This window comes from Candidatus Formimonas warabiya (assembly GCF_002777255.1).
GTDB classification, from domain to species: domain Bacteria; phylum Bacillota; class Dehalobacteriia; order Dehalobacteriales; family Dehalobacteriaceae; genus Formimonas; species Formimonas warabiya.
Window position 1 is genome coordinate 2,479,345 of record NZ_CP017634.1, and the last position, 19,413, is coordinate 2,498,757.

The 19,413-nt window shown below is 50.2% G+C and carries 20 protein-coding genes; all 20 read right to left on the reverse strand.

The window, feature by feature from the left end:
• Positions 1–23: 23 nt before the first annotated feature.
• On the reverse strand, positions 24–485 hold the full coding sequence (locus DCMF_RS11500) for an ion channel (protein WP_148134559.1): 462 nt from the start codon (positions 483–485) through the stop codon (positions 24–26).
• Positions 486–550: 65 nt separating this feature from the next.
• Positions 551–1,426 (reverse strand): AmmeMemoRadiSam system protein B, encoded by an 876-nt coding sequence (gene amrB, locus DCMF_RS11505; protein ID WP_148134560.1) that lies wholly within the window; start codon positions 1,424–1,426, stop codon positions 551–553.
• Positions 1,423–6,258, reverse strand: a complete 4,836-nt coding sequence (locus DCMF_RS11510; RefSeq protein ID WP_148134561.1) for an Ig-like domain-containing alpha-2-macroglobulin family protein — start codon at positions 6,256–6,258, stop codon at positions 1,423–1,425. Before DCMF_RS11510 ends, amrB begins: the two co-directional genes overlap by 4 nt.
• 261 nt (positions 6,259–6,519) lie before the next feature.
• A complete protein-coding gene (locus DCMF_RS11515) occupies positions 6,520–6,831 on the reverse strand; it encodes a hypothetical protein (protein ID WP_148134562.1) in 312 nt (103 codons plus the stop codon).
• Positions 6,832–6,921: 90 nt separating this feature from the next.
• The gene (locus DCMF_RS11520) at positions 6,922–8,322 is read right to left on the reverse strand and encodes an APC family permease (protein ID WP_236860251.1); all 1,401 of its coding nucleotides are present in this window, start codon (positions 8,320–8,322) and stop codon (positions 6,922–6,924) included.
• 243 nt (positions 8,323–8,565) lie between these two features.
• A complete protein-coding gene (locus DCMF_RS11525) occupies positions 8,566–8,835 on the reverse strand; it encodes a hypothetical protein (RefSeq protein ID WP_236860106.1) in 270 nt (89 codons plus the stop codon).
• An 18-nt stretch (positions 8,836–8,853) separates the two neighbouring features.
• A complete protein-coding gene (locus DCMF_RS11530; protein WP_148134563.1) occupies positions 8,854–9,132 on the reverse strand; it encodes a hypothetical protein in 279 nt (92 codons plus the stop codon).
• 89 nt (positions 9,133–9,221) lie between these two features.
• A complete protein-coding gene (pduL, locus tag DCMF_RS11535) occupies positions 9,222–9,881 on the reverse strand; it encodes a phosphate propanoyltransferase (RefSeq protein WP_148134564.1) in 660 nt (219 codons plus the stop codon).
• A gap of 27 nt (positions 9,882–9,908) precedes the next feature.
• Positions 9,909–11,354 (reverse strand): acetaldehyde dehydrogenase (acetylating), encoded by a 1,446-nt coding sequence (locus DCMF_RS11540; RefSeq protein ID WP_148134565.1) that lies wholly within the window; start codon positions 11,352–11,354, stop codon positions 9,909–9,911.
• A gap of 15 nt (positions 11,355–11,369) precedes the next feature.
• The gene (locus tag DCMF_RS30235) at positions 11,370–12,014 is read right to left on the reverse strand and encodes a BMC domain-containing protein (RefSeq protein WP_148134566.1); all 645 of its coding nucleotides are present in this window, start codon (positions 12,012–12,014) and stop codon (positions 11,370–11,372) included.
• Positions 12,015–12,041: 27 nt separating this feature from the next.
• A complete protein-coding gene (gene eutM / locus DCMF_RS11550) occupies positions 12,042–12,338 on the reverse strand; it encodes an ethanolamine utilization microcompartment protein EutM (RefSeq protein WP_418219631.1) in 297 nt (98 codons plus the stop codon).
• A gap of 28 nt (positions 12,339–12,366) precedes the next feature.
• Entirely contained in the window at positions 12,367–13,038 is a 672-nt protein-coding gene (locus DCMF_RS11555) for a cupin domain-containing protein (protein WP_148134568.1), read from the reverse strand.
• 34 nt (positions 13,039–13,072) lie between these two features.
• The gene (locus DCMF_RS11560; RefSeq protein ID WP_148134569.1) at positions 13,073–13,621 is read right to left on the reverse strand and encodes a BMC domain-containing protein; all 549 of its coding nucleotides are present in this window, start codon (positions 13,619–13,621) and stop codon (positions 13,073–13,075) included.
• Entirely contained in the window at positions 13,618–14,958 is a 1,341-nt protein-coding gene (locus tag DCMF_RS11565; protein WP_148134570.1) for a 4Fe-4S dicluster domain-containing protein, read from the reverse strand. The genes DCMF_RS11560 and DCMF_RS11565 overlap by 4 nt, the downstream gene beginning before the upstream one ends.
• Positions 14,959–14,962: 4 nt before the next feature.
• Positions 14,963–15,241: a EutN/CcmL family microcompartment protein gene (locus DCMF_RS11570; protein WP_148134571.1), complete on the reverse strand. Its 279-nt coding sequence runs from the start codon at positions 15,239–15,241 to the stop codon at positions 14,963–14,965.
• Between the two features lie 36 nt (positions 15,242–15,277).
• Positions 15,278–15,583, reverse strand: coding sequence for a BMC domain-containing protein (locus DCMF_RS11575; protein WP_418219632.1), 306 nt, complete (start codon positions 15,581–15,583; stop codon positions 15,278–15,280).
• Between the two features lie 3 nt (positions 15,584–15,586).
• Complete coding sequence (gene eutJ, locus DCMF_RS11580) at positions 15,587–16,423, reverse strand: ethanolamine utilization protein EutJ (RefSeq protein WP_148134572.1); 837 nt, start codon at positions 16,421–16,423, stop codon at positions 15,587–15,589.
• Positions 16,424–16,442: 19 nt separating this feature from the next.
• Positions 16,443–17,201 (reverse strand): cobalamin adenosyltransferase, encoded by a 759-nt coding sequence (locus tag DCMF_RS11585; protein ID WP_148134573.1) that lies wholly within the window; start codon positions 17,199–17,201, stop codon positions 16,443–16,445.
• A gap of 40 nt (positions 17,202–17,241) precedes the next feature.
• A complete protein-coding gene (gene eutL, locus DCMF_RS11590) occupies positions 17,242–17,904 on the reverse strand; it encodes an ethanolamine utilization microcompartment protein EutL (RefSeq protein WP_148134574.1) in 663 nt (220 codons plus the stop codon).
• Between the two features lie 34 nt (positions 17,905–17,938).
• On the reverse strand, positions 17,939–19,372 hold the full coding sequence (locus DCMF_RS11595; RefSeq protein WP_418219633.1) for an ethanolamine ammonia-lyase reactivating factor EutA: 1,434 nt from the start codon (positions 19,370–19,372) through the stop codon (positions 17,939–17,941).
• Between the last annotated feature and the right edge of the window lie 41 nt (positions 19,373–19,413).

Sequence of the window (19,413 nt, forward strand, 5' to 3'; positions counted from 1 at the left end):
GGGCTTTCAGGTAACCATTATAGTTATATCTTATTTTCATTTACGATAAGCATTAAACCAATGGTGAAAATGACAGGAATGGATATGTATCCAATAAAGCACTCTAAGGAAACGAGCAATTTCATCAGCCCGTTAATGGGAGTCACATCACCGTAACCTACGGTGGTAACGGTGATCACACTGAAGTAGAACCATTTCAAATAAGAAGAAGCCGGTTGATAGAATCGGTCGATGCAATAATAAAAGGTGGCAAATGCCGTAATAATAATCCCGTAGAGTAAGCCTACCAGAAATATAAACTCTTTTAAACAGCGGATCGACAGGATCTTGATAAAAATCCGGTCGATCAGTAATACTTTGTGGTAAAAAAAAGCGGAAATCACCAAAATCACCGAAATACTGGCCAGTGCCGCAGCCAGGTGGGATAAATGCAGCAGATTCAGCAACAAGTCGCTCATCGGTACCGCTAAAAAAAACATGGACATTAAAAACAGCACTTCGCCAAAACGAATTACCCTTCTGCCGATACCGACGCCCCCTTTTGTTTTTGTTAATCTTTTATGTCAAAAACCAGGGTAATATAACTCGTTGTGGCAATATTTTTATTCTTGAGCAAAATCCCGGAATTGGTATGGTTTAATACTTGGAAGCTGTTCAGTCCCATCTGTTCCATGGTATTAAACAATACACCCAGGGAAGGGGGAGAGTCCAGATAGTCATCCCCCATGGTAAAAATCCGGCCCAAATTATGGCTCTGCATGGCGGCCAGTATTTCTTCATCCTTTTTCTTTGCTTCATCGCTGGTTAAATAATGGGAAAAATCCACAGAGGCGATCAGCACCGTATTCTGGTCCATCAATTTGGCCAGCTGTTTGCTCAACGAATTCGCCTCATTGATGGTCAGATCATGATGCAAGATCAAGGGCACCACTTTGGCCTCCGGAAGATAATACTTGATGAAGGGCATAAGGTTCCCCATGGCGTGCTCCCTGCCCATGATTTCATCGTCCTGTTGGACCAGGGGACAGGAGCGGCATATTTTTTGCACCAGCTCTTCATCGGCATCCACCACGCCGAAAGGAGTCTGCCAGCCCAGGGCGCTTGTGAGGATTTTTTCCCCGGCATTCTTATGATTCGGGCCAATCAGGATCACCGTGGCCGGTTTTTGTTCTTTCAGGTTTTGAAATACCCGGGCGATCAGCTTATCGGCTAATAGATGATGGGGCACTACGGCTCCTCTAATCTTCCCCAGGTGATCATCCTGGGATAATTCTCCCGTATAAAAATGACTGGGGTCAAAAAAGGTATTCGGGTGCACCGGGGGATAGGAACCCGGTTTCACGCTTGTCCCGGTACGGCCGCTGGTAATGGCGGCGAAAGAAATAATCGCCCAAAAGAGAACTGCCACAATAAATATCTTTTTCATTTTATCTCCACCTTATTTGGAGCTGACATAGCGTACACCGTGCCATTCTTCGCATGCTGGATCACCGCGCTCTGGGCGGTAAAGATCCCCCCGTTGACGATGCGGGCATAATACCTAAAAGATCCGCTTTCCGATACCAGGAAGACGGCTTTCTGGCCGTTGATTTCTACGGGCCAGCCTAAATGATCCGTTTTCACATCCCAGTTGTAGGGTCTTTCCACCAGTTTTAAACCGGCAGGCAGATAATCGGTAATTTGATAGGTGCCGTCCGGCGCCTTGGGACCTAGCTTCCAAGAAATAGCCACTTCCACCAGGTCTCCGGGATGAAACTGGCGGGAAGGTTTTCCTGCCACCCGGTAATCCCGCGTCACGGTCACTCCGTCCAACCCCGGTTGGTCCGGAGGTGTGAACGCGCCCTGGTAAATGGTAGTTAAGCCGATAGTGCCCACAATATTACTAAATTTCAACGCTTTCATCTTTTCCGGATCCAGCATCAGGGTAAATGTCTCGCCCGCCGTCAGTGTCACCTGGTGTTCCCGGTCCCCTGTGGAGTAGGAAAAGCTGGCCGCTTTTTTCTCCAACCGGGGCAGACCGTCCTGGAGGAACTTAATCTGCTCTAAGTAAGTCAAATGTTCTTTGGGCGGATTCTCCAGGACATATTGCTGGAGCTGACCCGCTTCTTCAAACATGAGCCTGCCGGCAGCCAAAGCAGCCAAAGAGGTAATCTCTCCCACATCTTCCTTATCGCTGCCGGTATTAATGCGCTTAAAGGGTCCGTTTTCTTCCCCGTATTTTTTCAACAGCTCTTTCAGCATCTTTCTGGCCGGTTGTTCATTCCCCAATTCGTTAAAGGACAAAATCAGATATAATCTTTCCTTGACCGTCAAATCCTTTTCCCCGGCGACCAATTCCATCTCCTGCAACACAGGTTCACCCAGGGAGGCCAGCCCGTACAAGGCCATCACGCCCCGCTCCCTGGTCTCTCCGGGATCGTCCACGATGCGGTAAAAATAAGCTTTTAAGGCGGGTAAGTCAAACCGGTCCCCGCACAGGGAAGCAATTTGGGCGCTGACTTCCAAGTCTGCCCCGGCGTAGGGCAGGACGCTGATCCCTCCTTCCGCGGTTTGATACCGGGAAGGGTCAAAGGAGTCGGATTCCGTACTGAATGGGGTCACTTTGGGAAAATACTCCTTCAGCAATGGTGCAGCCAATTGGGGGACAACTTTTTGTTCAATTCTGCTTCCCTGGGCACCGGCCAAGGAACACAACATGGTCAGGTATTGACTCCGTTGCTCATCCGCAAAGACCAGTTGGGTCAGACCATCCGCAGCACCCTGGACCTTTGTTTCCCCGCTCAAAAGTCCATGACTGATTTTCTCCTGCGTCATAAAGGAATCCACCGCCGCAAAGGAACGGGTTAACTGATCCGATTTTCCCTCGCTTTTCAGGGTTACAGTAATCTCATAATTTCCTTTTTTCAAGGCAGGCAGGGGAAGGGAAAGGGTCTCAAAGGCCTTCCCTGTCAGTGTTTTTTCATATTTTTCTTCTCCACCCGTTAACTTGACGGTACAGTCAACGGCATCCCCCTCCTGCAATTGATCTCCCAGGGAGCGCACCAAAACCACCGGCTCATCCCCGGTCAAATAACGATCATTGAGGATCAGATCGGCAAAGAAAGGCAATTTCACAGGAATCCTCGCGGTCTCGGTTCCTGCCTGAAGATCCGGCGTCACGGCCTGACAGGTAAGCCTCCAGGAGGTAAGGTTATCCGGCACCTGGAAAGTCACTGACGCTTTGCCGTTTCTCCCCGTGGTAAGGGTCTCAAAGAAAGCGGCATCTTTAAAATCTCTTCTCCCGGAGCCGCCTTCTCCCCCCTGCTCAGCTCCCCCGGTATGATTCGTGGGATCTTTGTGGGTACTGCCCGTCATGATAATGCCGCTGCTTAAGAAATCTCCGTACAAGGACCCCAAAATATCCGCCTGTTGCGGACTGAGCATAAAGAGGGCCTCATCCACCAAATTCAAGTTAACCGTGGCAGCCAGCGGTCTCCCCTGATCATCGCGCACCTCAACAGACAGGCGCACCTTGTCTTTGGGCCGGTATTCCTTTTGGTCGGTGGTAATCTTGATGTTTAAAGCTTTTTCTTTTTCATCCAGCATAGCCAAATATTCGGGAGCTTCATGATACATGCTTCCGTCAAAGTAAACCCCTTTGGCCCAAAAATTGGGGATTAGGTCTGGGGAAAATACGGTCTGGAAGGATGCGGAATCCTGCACCTGATAATCCATCAGACCCTGCCGGGCCGTGTAAAACAAAAAGCTCCCTGCCCGGTCCGGCACTTTACTCTCGTTGTCATACACGGTCAAGACCATTTGTTCTCCATCCCGGTATTTTGCCGTGCCGTCCTTGTCATCCTCCAGATGATACCAGGAATATTCCCCACTCCTGGGATAATCTGAGCCGGGCAGATAAATCTCCGTTCTGGTTAGATTTCCCTGATCATCCTTGGCCGTCAATTCTATGAAGTAGGATTTTTCCGGTTCTGCCGCAAAATGGAAGGAACCTTTTCCTTGCCTGTTGGTGGTTACCTGGCTTTGCGTCACCAGCACCTTGCGTTCCTGATAACGAAATCGTTTTTCCACGGTTTTCGTAATAAAGTCATAATAGTCGCCGTCGGGAATTTTGTCCCACACCTGCCGGAATACAGCCACCGTAACCGGGCGGCGGGTGGCGTTTCCCGCCACAAAGGCATCCTCGTCCCAAGGATCTGCTTCGCCCTGATTTACCTTATCCACGGTAAGCTTTTCCAGTTGTATATTCACGGTGCCGGTTTTATTTTCTCTTTCCCCATCGGCTTTGATGTTGATATCGTTATTCAATACCACGATAGAGGTTCCGGCAGTGATTTCTCCGCTTTCCGGCAAAGCCGCATTCAGGTCCAGATACCGGTATTGCACCGGCCCCGAATCATCGTCCCGGTATGAGGGAGTGTATGTTAAATCTGCCTGCCCCATGGTGTCGGTGGTCAGTTCCCCTGACTGGTCCAGATGATAGTTTAGTTTTACCTGAGGAACGGTTGTATTCTCAAAGCAGGTCGCATTGATTTTGAAATGGGCCGTATCTCCCGCATATATGGCCTTTTGATCGGCGACCACGTCAATCTTGTATGCCGGTTTAGTATAAGTCTGAACGTCAAAACCCTGCTCTGCGATCACCTGATCTCCCAGCTTTACGGTGAGATTATAGTATCCGGGCACCAGATTGGGCAGGGGGAAATCACCGGTAAAAATGTTTCTCTTCACTTCCACCTCTTGGTCATCAATGAGCACAGTCTCCTGCCAGTCCTGCCATTTGGTCAATGAAATAGTGACTTGCCCGGGAGCCTTTTCATCATTGTGCCGCGGTTTGATCAATCCCCAGAAATGAACGGTATCATCCGGTTTAAATAGCCCCCGGTCCAAATAGAAATATTTCCAATAGTTTTGGGCGCTATTTCTTTCATCTGATTCGAGCGGACTAAACCCGTTGGGGAAAACCGACGCCACTGCTTCCTTGCCTGCCGACGCGACGGTTGCATAGACCCCCTGCTCAATTCCTGAAGGGGTGGAGAACAGAGCCAGGCCTTTCTCGTCCGTAACCGTCTTCTCCTGATTTCCCCCCAGATGAACCAGTGCCCCGCTAGCGGGAACCCCGGTGGTCAGGTCATTGACCCAGACCAAGGTCCGGTTTTCCAGGACCGAACAATACACGGCCAGGTCGGAAACCTGGAACCACAACTGACGCACCACATCTCCCAGGGACACTTCCGCCAGGTAGTATCCTGCCGGCAGGGCCTGGGGAAATTCCACATAGGTTTCGTCTCCGTAACGTTTCAGTTTGACGGAAAACGCCTCCTGGCGGGAAAGTTTTTTGGTGTCCGCCAAATACTTGCTGCGGCTGTTGTAAGCCCATAAGGGCACCTTTTCCCGTTCCCGTAAGCTGTCGATATATTCTGCTGCATCCTGGTAGTGATAAACGGTCACTCTCACTTCCGGAGACCCGTCTTCCCTGGAGCCATAGTAGCCCACAGGAATGAATGGTGCGGTACCGGTGCGAAAGTCCATGGTATTTTGAAAAAGTTCCAGGTAATCCTCATTTTGGTTATGTTGGGTGGGGTCCTGTGTTTCAAACTGAAACACATAATCCTCTCCCAGAGCCAGGCTGCTGTCTGCAATCTTTAAGCCTTTCTTCACTTTGACAGTATAGACCGTACTGGGATTCAAATTCTCCGGGACAAAAACCAAGGTTTTTTTATGGATTTCAAAACGTCCTTTTACCTGGGGAGATATTTCAAAATATTGCTCCGGATCTTCTACATTTAAATGATTTAAGGAAATCTCAATGCCGGTATTGGTGGGAACCCCGGTCGATTTATCACGGGGCAAGGTCCCGTTAATCTTAAAGGCGCCCACGGTTTGGAAAGCCCATTTGAGGGGATGGGATCCGGGAAGATCTAGGGTAAAGCGATAAATCTCGTCCGGCTGCAAGGGCTGGTCCGGAACCAGCAGAATCTTGCTGGTATTTTTTTGCTCTTCCACCGTAAACTTGATCTCCGGTTGCACTGAAATATTTTTCACGACAATCTTAGGATCAATATATGTCGAGGTTTTTACCAAAAAATCAGACTTGGTATCCACTCCGGCACTATCCATCTGGGTAGGCTCAATGACGATGTCTGCTGCTAAAGCACTGGTCAAATCCAAAGGCTGCCTACCTTTATTAAAAAACATCAGGATCCCGGCCGTCACAGCCAGGCCGATGATTAAGGCGAAAATAGCACCCTTCCCTTTCATTTTCTTCTCCCCAATCTATCAAGAATCCCCTTTGTAGTTAGACGAAAAATATCCTAAAATGTTCCTCATTCTGTAAAATCTTTGTGTAATGTATTCCACACAGTTGCCGGATAATCCTTCAAAAGCGGCATCCGCTTTTTAGGAAACTCCCTTTTCAGAAGAAACACGGGGACGGTCCTATTGTTTCCGATAACGGAAACAATAGGACCGTCCCCGTGTTTCTTCCCGTGTTTCTTACTGATATTGAAAAAATCACGGCTTTTAGCGCCGTGATTTTTTTACCTGAGCATTTTTCTTTTTATCGATGCCGTTTTGACTCCTTGCACTGATGCGCGCTACTTCAAGAATGGAAAGGGTCCAAATCGCAATTCCTCCTGAAAAGCGACCTACGGGCGAAATGTTTTCCGACGTCAGTTGAAAGGTAATAAAACCAAACAATAACATCCAGAACAGCATCATCAATCCTCTGAGAGGCTTTCCTAAGATGACGTAGCCTGATCCTGGAATAATAAACGAGGCCAGAACAGGAAGCCAACCTGATATTTGCTTACGTAGTTGTAATTTGCTATTCATCAGAACAACGCCCTCCTTGATAAGGTCATGAGGAATGTCCTCCATTTATACATACACTAATCGAGAAGGGTTGTCAACCGGCGAAAACTCTTAATATCCCTGAGGGCGGGGCCAGCAGCCGGCGCCAGCCTCGATAAAGGTGTCGGTATCCACAAATTTGGACCTGTGCATGGTAAACCATACGGAGGCCAGTAAATAGAACATGAAACCGGAGACCATGTTGATCCAGTAGCCGAAGTACATGCCCACCAGGGTGGTCAGGGTCAATAGCAGCAGTACTACCGCCGGGATGGGATGCCAGGGCGCTGTATAGCCCCGTTCGATACTGCCTAGGGGATACATGGCCCGGAATTTGAACATCATGTATGCCGTTAATACGTACACCAGGAGGGCCGAGAGGATGGAGAAGGTGATCACCTGGTCCAAAAGCCCGGTGAAGCCAAAGGCGATGGAGATGGGCAAGAGGAAGAGGATGGCCCGGTATGGTGTTTTGTATTTGGGATGGGTGACGGCAAAGACTCCGGGGATGAGGGTGTCCCGGGACATGGCAAACCAGGCCCGGCTGGAGTCGTTGATGCACCCGTTGGCACTGGCTAAGCAGGAGAGGATGGTGCCTACGAAGAGGGCGATGATGACATAGGGCTTCCCGGTGGCCAGCGCTGCATCATATAGGGGGAAGACGGATTCTCCCAGTTTTTCCGCCCCTACCAGTCCGGAGCAGACAAACCAGGTGGTGGTGGCCCCGATGAGCAGGGTGACTAATCCGACCATGGCCCCGATGGGCAAGGACCGTCCCGTGGACCGGCATTCTTCCGCCGCCAGGGCCGTTCCTTCGATGCCCAGGTAGAACCAGACCCCGAACTGGAAGGCGGCGACGATGCCGATCCAGCCATAGGGCAGTCCGTCCGTGAGCTGTTTGATCTGGATCAGGCTGTGCTCCGGACTGTAAAATTGGGTGCCGAAGAGGAGTACGAAGATGGTGACGAATGCTATGGCGGTGATGAAGAAGTTTAGGGTGAGGGTGGCGTATACCCCCCGGTAGTTTAAATAGGTCAGGAGCAGGAGGCTGAGTATGATGTAGGGCAATGCCTGGACGTCGGGATGCAGGGATTGGAGGATCTGTCCTACGACCAGGGCGTCTGCCGCCTCCAGCATCACGTATTCGAAGACCAGCATCAGACCGATGTTGAAGGCGGCCAGGGGGCCTAAGAGGTATTTGGCCATGGCGTATTGGCCTCCCGCTTCGGGGATGACGGAGCCGATTTCGGTGTTGATCATGACCAGTGAGATGTAGAGTATACCGATAACCCAGCAGGCGATGATGGAGCCCAGGGATCCTCCTTTGGCGATGGTGAAATTCCATCCCATGAATTCACCCACCAGTACGATCCCTACTCCTAAAGCCCAGATGTGCATCGGCCCCAGTACTTTTAACAGATGGGATTCGTGGGCTTTTTCTTGTGCTTCACCCAGTGTGGTTTTTTCTTCCAACGCTTTGTACCTGCCTTTCTTCTTTGTCAGTTTCTTAAGTTAGCTTTTTTTCCGCGCTGCCTGGTCTTTTTCGACTTTGATGAAGTCGGTGGCAATGAGTATGAAGAGTACTGCGCACAATCCCCAGGCAACCCAGTTCATGACGGACCAAAAACTCATTGTTTTGCCTCCTTTATGGATAATGGTCTGCGTGAGTTTCGGTGCTTTGTTCTGGTTATCGGGACCCGGTTCCGGATCCCGTCTTTATTTCTTTTCCCCGTAAAGATGTTTGATCATCTCTCTCAGTTCTTTGTCGCTGTGGGGAATGATGTAAAACAGATAGATGATCAATCCGGCTACTACCATCAGGAAAGAGGCAATACTGAAATGATAGCGCATTCCTGAGGCTGAGCCTCCTACGAGCACGCCTCCCTGCATCAGCATGGTGGTGAGCAGGGTGGCAAAACACAAGATCATGATGAACAATACGTCAAAGACGCTCATAAACAGGCTGCTGTTTTTCTTTTTGGCCATTGGATCCACCCTCCTTTTTTATGGCTGCTGTTTTTCCATGGCGCCGGAACACATGATATCTTCGCTATAGAGCTGGGTTTGATTTTTCTTCAGGTGTCCCAGCACGGCAAGCAAGGCGGTAGTGGCAGTTACGCCGGCAATGATCGCTGCACCCAATGCAATCATGCGTACGGTATGGCTCGGGGCCAAGCCGCTTACCACGATCATGGTATAGATCAGAACCACCCAGAGGAAGATGGTAAAGGCGATAATCAGGTTGCAGTCTCCCCGGTACATTTTTTTGATCTTTTCTTCCATGTAGCTACCCCCGTTGTATATTGTATAAAGTATCCTAAATACAAATTTGGCTCCGCACCGTTTTCGGTTCTGTGCGGAGCCAGTTTCAATCATCGTACAATCTTTACAAAGTCTCCATTTCTCAATGAAGCGGCATTGGCTTCGTCCATGTCAACATGCATTTCCAGTTTGTAATTTTCGTTCACCCGGGCCAGAACTTCACAAAAAATCACGCCCCGGGGACCGTAACACTGCACGTCAACCCTGTCTCCGTCCTTCACACTGAAAGAAGCCGCATCCTGCGGATGCATATGAATATGCCGGGCGGCGATAATGCATCCTTCCGGTACGGTGACGGATCCTGCAGGCCCCACCATGGTTAATCCTGCGGAGCCGCCCAAATCACCGGAATCTCTGATCGGTGCTCTTACCCCTAATTTAAAGCAATCGGAAACGGAGATTTCCACCTGCGTTTGTTTCCGGGTCGGCCCCAGGATGCGCACGTTTTCGATAACTCCCTTCGGGCCTACCAAGGTTACTTTCTCCTCACAGGCATATTGTCCGGGCTGGGACAGATCTTTAAACTTGGTCAGCTTGGCATCCCGTCCAAACAAAATTTCCAAATCGTGGACCGAAAGATGGACATGTCGGTTAGAGATGCCGATGGGAATCTTCTTCTCTTCCTCTTGCTGCTGTTTTGGGATCGCTTCTCTTCCCAACTGCTGCAGCAACACTTCCCTGATCACCTGTTCCAATTGTTCCTTATCCAACCGGCTCACCTACCTTTTCTTTGCAGCTTACCGCTTTAATTCAGCGAGAACTTTTTTCACAACTTCAGCGATGTCCTCAGCGGAAATGCTGCTTTCCGGGCATGGGGCTTTGGGCTGTGTCTCTACTTGACATGTTTGATAAGCTAATCTTTTAATGTTGATTAAATGCATAGGCGTCACATTATCCGATGTGCTGCTGCCTGCAATGGTGCCGCATCCTAAAGTGAGAGACGGTGCCAAACCGGTGGTGTAGCCAATTCCGCCCAGAGAAGAAGGGGTATTTACCAAAATCCGGGATACCGGTTTTCTGATAAACTCCCGGATAATCTCATCATTCTGGGAATGGATGGCAAAGGTATGTCCCGCACCCATTAAATTCAAAAGCTCAATGGCCAGGTGGCAGGCTTCTTCCCAGTCTTTCACCACATAGCAGGCCAATACAGTGGTTAATTTTTCGTAAGATAAGGGGAATCCCGGGCCATACCCTTCCAGAGGAGCGATGAGAATGCGCGTCCCTTCAGGGATGGTAATCCCCGCTCTGTCGGCAATCACCTTCGGTCCTTTGCCGACCAGGGCCGAATTCATGCCGCCCTTGGGCGTCATCACCACCCGGCTCACCTTTTCCACTTCATCTTTGGAGAGGAAGTACCCCCCCTGTGCTTCAAATTCCGCAATCACCTTGTCCTTGATGGGCTCATCGATGAGAATGGAGTTTTCCGAGGCACAAATCACCCCGTTATCAAAGGTTTTCCCGGTGATAATATCGGACACGGCTTTTTTGATCTCGGCACTCCGTTCAATAAAAACGGGAGCGTTTCCCGCACCTACGCCATAGGCCGGTTTTCCCGCACTGTAGGCGGCCTTCACCAAACCAGGCCCCCCGGTAGCCAAAATCACGGAGATGTCGTCATGTTTCATTAATTCTTCCGTTGCGGCCATGGTTACTTTTGTTAAGCAGCCGATAATTCCCTCCGGAGCCCCTGCCTTTACTGCCGCTTCATGCAGTACCTGGGCGGCAGCGTTAATGCACCTGCACGCATTGGGGTGGGGGGCAAAGACAATGCCATTCCCCGCTTTGAGGGAGACTAAGGCTTTATAAATCGTGGTAGATGTGGGATTGGTGGAGGGAATGATGCCCATGACCACACCCATGGGAACCCCGGCTTCAATCACCTTGTTCTGGGGATCTTCCCGCAAAACTCCCACCGTTTTCATGTTTTTAATATATTCATAAACATTCTTTGCCGCAAAAAGGTTTTTCTTTACTTTGTCCTGAAAAATACCAAATTTGGTTTCGTCCGCTGCCATCCGGGCCAGCCATTCGGCATTTGCCACCGCTGCTTCGCTCATGGCGGCAACTATACGGTCAATCTGTTGCTGCGAGTAACCTGCCAATACCCGTTGGGCTTCTTTCGCCTTTCGGGCCAAATCCCTGGCTTCCTGGATGGAACTTAGATCATAGTCCAGCGCCATTTTCTTGCTCCTTTCTTAATCCTCCCTGCCTCGGGCCCGAAGAATTTCTGTGATGAGCTGTTCCTTATTGGCCCGTGATATTTCCCTGCCATGGATTCCTATCCCTGGCGTTTTTCGAGCTAGTCTCCTCAGTTCTCCCACAGTCATTGCTGCTAACTCAGGATCTTCTCCGGCACCTTCTTGACCTCCGGTGGATTCTTCTGTCACTTGATCTTCATCTTCAAAAGAAGAGGGTTCCGGACCGGACTGATTTTCCTGGCCCGGAATCACACCTCTTTGTTCATCTTCAACTTTCGTATCGGAGACTACCTGACCGGAATCATGCTGTCCAGACGGTCCCTTTCCTTCCGGATCCGGTGGAGAGTCATCATCTTTCGGTAAGGCAGACTTCCCTTTAAATACCATCCTGAGGTCAGCTTCGGGCCTGGGGATAACATGCTCGCTGATCACAGTACCAACTTTTGCGGCTGCGGCACTGCCTGCACTGACACTTGCCTGTACGGCTGCTACCTCGCCGACAAAAGCGACCATTACCAAACCGCCCGTGACTATTTCATATCCCACCAGTTGGACATTCGCAGCTTTGGTTCCGGCGTCAGCCGCTTCCACAGCAGGAACCAAACCTCTCGTTTCAATCATCCCCAGCGCTTGCTGCGTCATCTGCTCAACCCCTTTTGTTCAACCTATTTATTCAGCCTTGACGTACTTTTTATAGTCATCAGGAAGAATCATTTCTACATCAGCATGGGGCCGCGGAATTACGTGTACGGAAATCAGTTCGCCAACTCTTTGCGCTGCAGCAGCGCCGGCATCCGTAGCGGCCTTCACGGCACCAACATCTCCCCGGACCATCACAGTGACAAGTCCGCCGCCCACGTGTACTTTACCGATGAGATAAACATTAGCTGCTTTTACCATGGCATCTGCTGCTTCAATGGAACCAACTAAACCTTTTGTTTCGATCATCCCTAATGCGTTTGTCATAATTAAAATTCCTCCTTAAATTTTTAAGTTATTTTCCGGATAAATCTGCCCAGTTGGCAGGGTAGGTAACAAAAAAGAATTTACATTTGTCCGGTGTGGTGAAAGTCACATCGGTGCCCGCAGGAATATAAAATACATCTCCGGCCTGTCCGCTGAACTTCTTACCGTTGACAATAAACTCCAGGGTCCCTTCCACCACGTAATCAATTTCTTCATATCCTAAATGCCAGTCAAAAGAAGATTTTTCCAAAGTCATAAAACCTGTGGCCATGTTAGGACTTTCTCTCCGGGTCAGGATCTCCTTAATTCCCACCTTATCTTGGGGATTGCCGGTTTCAAAAGTATCACAGGTGACGGTGTTTCCTTTCACCAGACAAAAACCGCTCTGAGGATCCACTTCTTTCACGATCTCCGGCAGGCAGAATTGAGGAAGCTTCGCCATCACTTCCATGACGATTTTGGCAATCATTTCCTGGTTGACGGCAGGCAGGGGTTCACAGGCCCCGGCTGTTTCCTCCTTCACTGGTTCACAACATACTTCTGGTTTCTTGGGAGCAGCACCCCATTGCAAGGTAATTCCCCATTCATTGGCGGCATCTCTAGCCGCAGGTGTAATAATCGTGCCCGGTTCCAGATACAGAACCTTCTTTCCCGCACCAGCGAGACTCTTAATTTCATTTACTGAAATTAACGTCTTCACATTTTCACCTCCTTGATAAGAATCGGTTTTTGCTCTAGACAATACTTGGGATCAAGCTTTTATGCGGTGAAGGAATTACTACTTGCTGAACGAGCAGCCCTTTGTCGGCCGCGGTTCTCGCTCCGGCCTCCACAGCCGATTTCACTGCGGCCACATCTCCGGTCAAAGTAGTAAAACTTTTGCCGCCAAGTCCCATGCCTAAACGGATTTCAATCAAATCCACTTCCCCCGCTTTTACCGCGGTATCTGCCGCCACGATCATCGCCGCAACCGAGAAAGTCTCAATAATCCCCAAAGCATGAACTTCAACAACCGGGTTTCCTGCGGAACAAGCCGGAATCACCTGTGGGTGCACATTCGGGAGGATAAAATCATCCACCACATTGACATCGCCTTTGGCAATACCAGCTTTTACCGCGCTTTCTACGGCAGCCACGTCTCCCCAAACCAGCGTAATATACTTTCCCGGGCAAATTGGACGGCTGACAATGATGTCCACCTGGCCGGTTTTGAGCATGGCATCGGCGCTTTCAATCCCTTTGGCAATACTATTAAACTCTACTAACCCAATGGCTCGGATCATTGCTTTCCACCTCCATCCCCGTCTGCTTCAATGACAATATTTTGGGAAACTTCCCGTACTGTACCCCTGATACTGGCATGAACGCTAGCGCCCATCGCCCCTTCCGGAATGGCCCCGATTAAAGCCCCTCTTTCCACGTGCTGTCCCACTGTCACCACGGCCTGAGCCGGTGCGCCAATGTGCTGTTTGAGCGGTATCGTCACCTTTTTAGGGGCATAATCCGTATCAACTAAAGGAGCGGCTACATTATACGGTGTCAAACCCAAAGAAGAGATCAAACGTTTCACAGGAATTTTCATATATTCCCGGGATGGAACGACAACTTCCGGTTTCGAAGGTGGTGTAGCTTTCATCCCCTTCTTCCCCAGCTCCTGCTTTAATAAAGCATTTACCCGGCGCGGTGAGAGAAGCATCATATCGCAGGCATATTCGCAGGCACCGCATTCGGTACAGCTGAATGCCATCTTCATCACTTCCTGATCACCGTCGAAATAGTTCAGCCCTCGCATAATCCGGTGCGGGCTCAACCGGTGACCCAGCATATGCCGGGGACACATGTCCGTGCAGCGCATACACTGAATACAGGCGGCTTTGGCCTGCTTAATGATGTGCGCCATGGAAATATTCCTTTTTTTCATCATCGGATGGTCTTCCGCAAGGACAATTAACCCCTTGGTCGTTTTTGTGATGGGCTGGGAAAAATCATCAATCACTTTGCCCATCATGGGGCCGCCTTCCACCACAAGTTTCCCCCGCATGTCGGTTTGTCCGGCTAAAGCCAGCGCTTCCGCAACGGTGGTACCGATGGGCAGTTTTACCGTAATAGGATTGGGCACTTCCCCGGTTACCGTAAGATAGGTATCCGTAACGGGACATCCTTCCAAGGCATCGGCCACATTGATCAAGGTTTCCACATTGTCCACCACACAGCCGACTTTTAAAGGAATGCCCCCTTCCGGGATAATCTTTCCTACGACCTCATAAACCGTAACATGTTCGTCGCCCGCAGGATAAAAATCTCCTAAAATAAACAGTTTGATCGGCTTGCCAGCAATCGCCTTCTCCAAGGCTTCAATGGCATCATGGTACTTTCCCTTCAGGGCGATGGTGCCTAATGAGGCCCCGGTCGTCTGCATCACTGCTTCCAGTCCTTTCACCAAACGGTCTGCCATTACCGCCATTAATTGCTGGTCTACCCGGAGGAGCGGTTCACATTCCGCCCCGTTGACGATCACATGTTCTGCAGAAGCATTTACTTTGACATGGGTAGGAAATCCTGCTCCCCCGGCGCCGACTACTCCTGCATCCTTAATTTTTTGAATCATTTCCTCGTGCATACCATCACCTCAATGAGACTTCCGACTGGTTCTCATCAATAATCCCTACAATGACCGAATCAATAGGGGCATCCTCAAATCCGGCTGTTCTTCTGGCAGAACTACCTTGCGTGATCAGCACTCTTTCCCCTATGCCGGCACCAATCATATCCACAGCGACAATAATTTTTCCTCTGCCTTCTTCCGGTGTATCCAGAAGCTGCACAATCATCAGCTTGGCGCCCACCAGGGATTCATCCTTTCTGGTCGACCAAATACTGTTAACCACTCTGCCGATTAACATCACCTATCACCCCTTCTTTCCTTAACGGTAAACGTCTTACTCCCGGATATCGGAAGAAAAATACCCGCTCACAGCCTTTAAAGCAGCATCCACGTCGGCAATTTCCCCGAAAATGCCGATCAAGGTCACATGCTGGGGACAAACCCCGCGAATTTCCTCGACTTCGACCTGGGCTGCCTTCTCCGCAATATCTGCCGCGGCAATCATGTCGGCCAGTGCGCCCTGAACCAATCCTACGGCACCTGGGCTGGGCAGAGCTTCTGCATGACCTGTGCGCCGTCGCGCCAAGATCCCCATGGTCCCTGGAGAAGGGGATTTGATAAACTGGATTTTCACCGCCATCGTTTAACCCTCCCGCTTCATGTGCGCACTAAGAGCGATCCCCATGGGAGTAACTAAGAAAGGATTGTCCGGTTTCCAGGTAGGAACACCGATCTCTTGTTCCACAATCGTCTCTATTCCGGGAAAACAGCTGGTTCCTCCAGCCAGATATACGTTATCCACATGAAACTTCTGAATGTGCCTGCCAATAATCGTCGCTACCTTTTCCATCACAGGCTTTAACACGGGAAACAATTCTTTCTGCCGCTCCGGGGTGGTCTTTAATTTTTCCGCTTCCCCAAAGGAAATCCCGTAAGCACCGGCTACCACCAGGCTAAAATGGGTTCCCCCCGTAGGTTCGTCCGCCACATAAATTACTTCCCCGTCTTTCAACACAGCCACTCCCGTGGTCCCGCCCCCGATGTCCACAACCGCCCCGTTTTGAATGCCCAAAACCTGGTTGGCCGCAGTCGGTTCGTCAACTAAGGCATCAACGTTAAATCCGGCTCCTTCCGCCACATACTTAATCGCCTTTTGGTCTCCTCCGACCGTACCCGGCGGATAGGCAGCCGCGGCAGCTTCTAGCTCCACACCCAGCTTTTCTTCAATTCCGGCTTTCAGCTCTTTGACAATTCTTGATGCTCCTACAAAATCGACCACTAATCCGTCTTTTACTACTTCCGCATAACGCATGGCTCCGGTAATCGGTTGACCCTTGTCGTCTACTACCGCCAGGACGATATAAGCCGTACCCAAATCCACTCCTGTATAAAGCTTGGTATCTTTTTTCACTGGTGCAGGATGGGCGATAGTATCTTCAAACCTTTTTATCAGCTGGTTGGCATCCTGTAAGAAGTCCATGTCTCTATCTCCTATCTAATCAACACCCCACCCGGTAATGCCCGGATATTAGTTGAACCATCATAATATAAACCAGACTGCTCAACCTGTTTAAGCCTTGAATGATATCCTCCCGGTCCACCTTTTCCGGAGTCACGGAAAAAGCGTCCATGGCGGCCAATTCCAGTTCCCGCACCTGGGTTCTCAGATAGTTCAATCTTGCCATCAAACCACCCTGTCCAGGATTGGGGAGCAGGTGATTTACCCCGAAATACTTCTGCGGGTAATGGGACCTGTCCCGGATTTCCTCTGCGGACCAGCCATGAAAGCTGATCGGGGTCAGAGGTTCTTCCTTTACTTCCGCCCGCAGTATTTGCCGGACATAATCCAAAACTTCCCTTAAATCTCTTCCTAACTCTTGATAGCCTATTCCTTCGATGTCAACAATGGCACTGATCAACAGGGCTTCAAAGGTGTCGAGCCGGCCCCGGAATTTAATCCTGGGATGGTTCTTATAGACCAGCGTAGTCCCGTTCAGATGGGTCATATGCTCCGGTTTTCCTTTGATTTCACCAACGGAATAGGTTTTGGCCCTTTCCTGACTGCCTGCTTCGGGAAGAGGTTTTCTTGGTTCCTTGCTGCCTCCTGCCGGGGCAGAAACAGTGTGCACAGAAATTCTCCGTTCACTGAGGAACTGAGCTGCAGCCGGTGTCAGCCGGCAGCCTTCCGGGAGAGTATAGGAAGTGAACTCGCCTTTTTTGTATTCATCTCTGAGTTCCGTTTCCGTAATTGCTCTCATCTCACTTGACCTCCTCGGTCTACCCTTGCGGGACTATTCCTTAACCTTCATAGTCCTTAGGATTGCGTGCAACCCCGATGACTGTGTCACGAAAAGCTTCACAAGCTGCTTTGCAGGCACTCTGAGAACCGGTGAGCAATGCGCCCCCAAAGTTTGTTTCTCCCGGAGGTCCATACCATACTCCCATCTTCACCTCAGCTGCTTTCAACGCGGCATCCACCCCATACACAGATTCCAGGGGCGGGGCAATCAGATAAGAAATAGGCTCGCCGGGTTCCACTCCGCACACCTTGGACAGGTAAGTGCCCGACCGGGAAATGGTGTAGGCATAAAAAGCAATTTTCCCATCCGGATCTGCCGCATAGAAGCAGGCGTCTTCTTTAATTAATTGTACGGCGGCAGAAAGTCCGGCCTTTGTTTCCGCCGGATCAGGACCGGCTAAAATACCGATAAATTCACCGGACAACGGGCCGGAAGCGTGGGCAGCACCGGCGTAGAAGGACCGGGCATAAACAACCTCTACCTCCGCTTTTTTGGTAGCTTCATCAATTGCCGTATAGCCCACATCATCGATGTTGCAGGTAAACATGGCGACACTTTTTTGATCGGGTCGGAGTTTTAAGTTTTCTGCAAGATCTCTGGCCACATTGGGAATAAACTTTATCGCTAAAACATCCGCTCTAATCGGATCCATAACAGCCATTTCTCTTCAACCTCCTATTTTTTTGTAAGCTCATTTATTGGGGCCGGTTTTCAAACACTAAGGTTTTCACAACGACCGGAACCACTCTTCCCCCCATCAGGGGTTTGCCCAAATCAATATAATCTCCTTCATCAACCCGCACCTGGTCGATACACACGATCTCTGCCAAACTACCCATGCGAATTTGCAGTGTCTGCCCTAAAACCTTGGCACAGTCCTTTTGCAGGACAATGATTAACGGCTTCCCTTCCCCCAGATAGGGGGCCATTCCCTTGATCAAGCCATCCGCCAAGGTTTGAATGGCGCTGAAGGTTACCCTTTCCGGGCCGTCCATGGCTAAAGCCACGTGCTGCGTCGAGCCGTCCGATACTACACGCTCTACCGCAATGTGCACACATGCTGCAATCTCTTCCATGGATTCCGGTATCCCTTCCGGGAAAGGAGAAATCACCGATACGTTTTTCAGAGGCAGACTTTCCTCTCTTACGGTAATGGTACTGCCGCTTAAGTTTACCGAATGGGTTCCGGCGCCGATCACGGTCGCTCGGATGGTTTCCCCCGGTTGCACCGGGTCAATTCCGGCCTGACGCAACTCTTCCCGCACAGCCCATCCCAACAGGGGTCCGATATCGCCATATTGAGAAACCTGGGCCACCGACATGGGGTTAAAATCACTGTACACATAATCGGCTACGCCACCGGAAATCATCACCCGTTCCACGGGATAATCCAGCCGTAAGGGAGGAGTCATCAACAATTCCTTCGTGACATCTGCTAAATTGCTTTTGGTGATTGATTCCACTATGCTTTTTGCCATCATCCCGGCCACCGTTTTCAGCTCCGACAAATGAACCCGGTCTCCCACTGCAAGAGACAGGCCGCATTCCCGCAGCACCCCTCTGGCCGGCGCAGCAATATAGGTAATCTTATCACTGTTCTTCTCAATTTCGATCAGATGTCCGCCAATATTGAGGCAGGCGGTGTCAATGGTGCGTCCCTCCCGGAAAACCCCGATATTGGAAGTTCCTCCCCCAATATCGATATTGACAGTTACCCGGTGTTTTTCTTTGGAATAAGCCGCCGCCCCCGATCCTTTTCCCGCCAAAATTGATTCCAGGTTTACCCCTGCGGTAGCCACCACGAAATCGCCGGCTAATCCCGCCATCGATTCCAGAATATTTTTGGCGTTCTCCTTTTTTGCCGTTTCTCCCGTAATGATCACGGCGCCGGTATCAATTCCTTCCGGGGTCAGCCCGGCCTTTTGATATTCCGTCACCACGATCCGGGCCACGGCAACCGCATCAATGAGATCGTGATCCTTTAAAGGTGTAAAGTGAATATCGCTCCGGTGGAGCACTTCCTTATCCGTAATCTCCATGCGCGGCACCGCCGAGCCGGGAGCGATGTTTTTAATGGTTAAACGGCTGATCACCAATTGGGTGGTAGTCGTGCCGATGTCTATGCCCACACTGATAATGCTCTGATTGCTGGAACTGCTAATTTAACTCA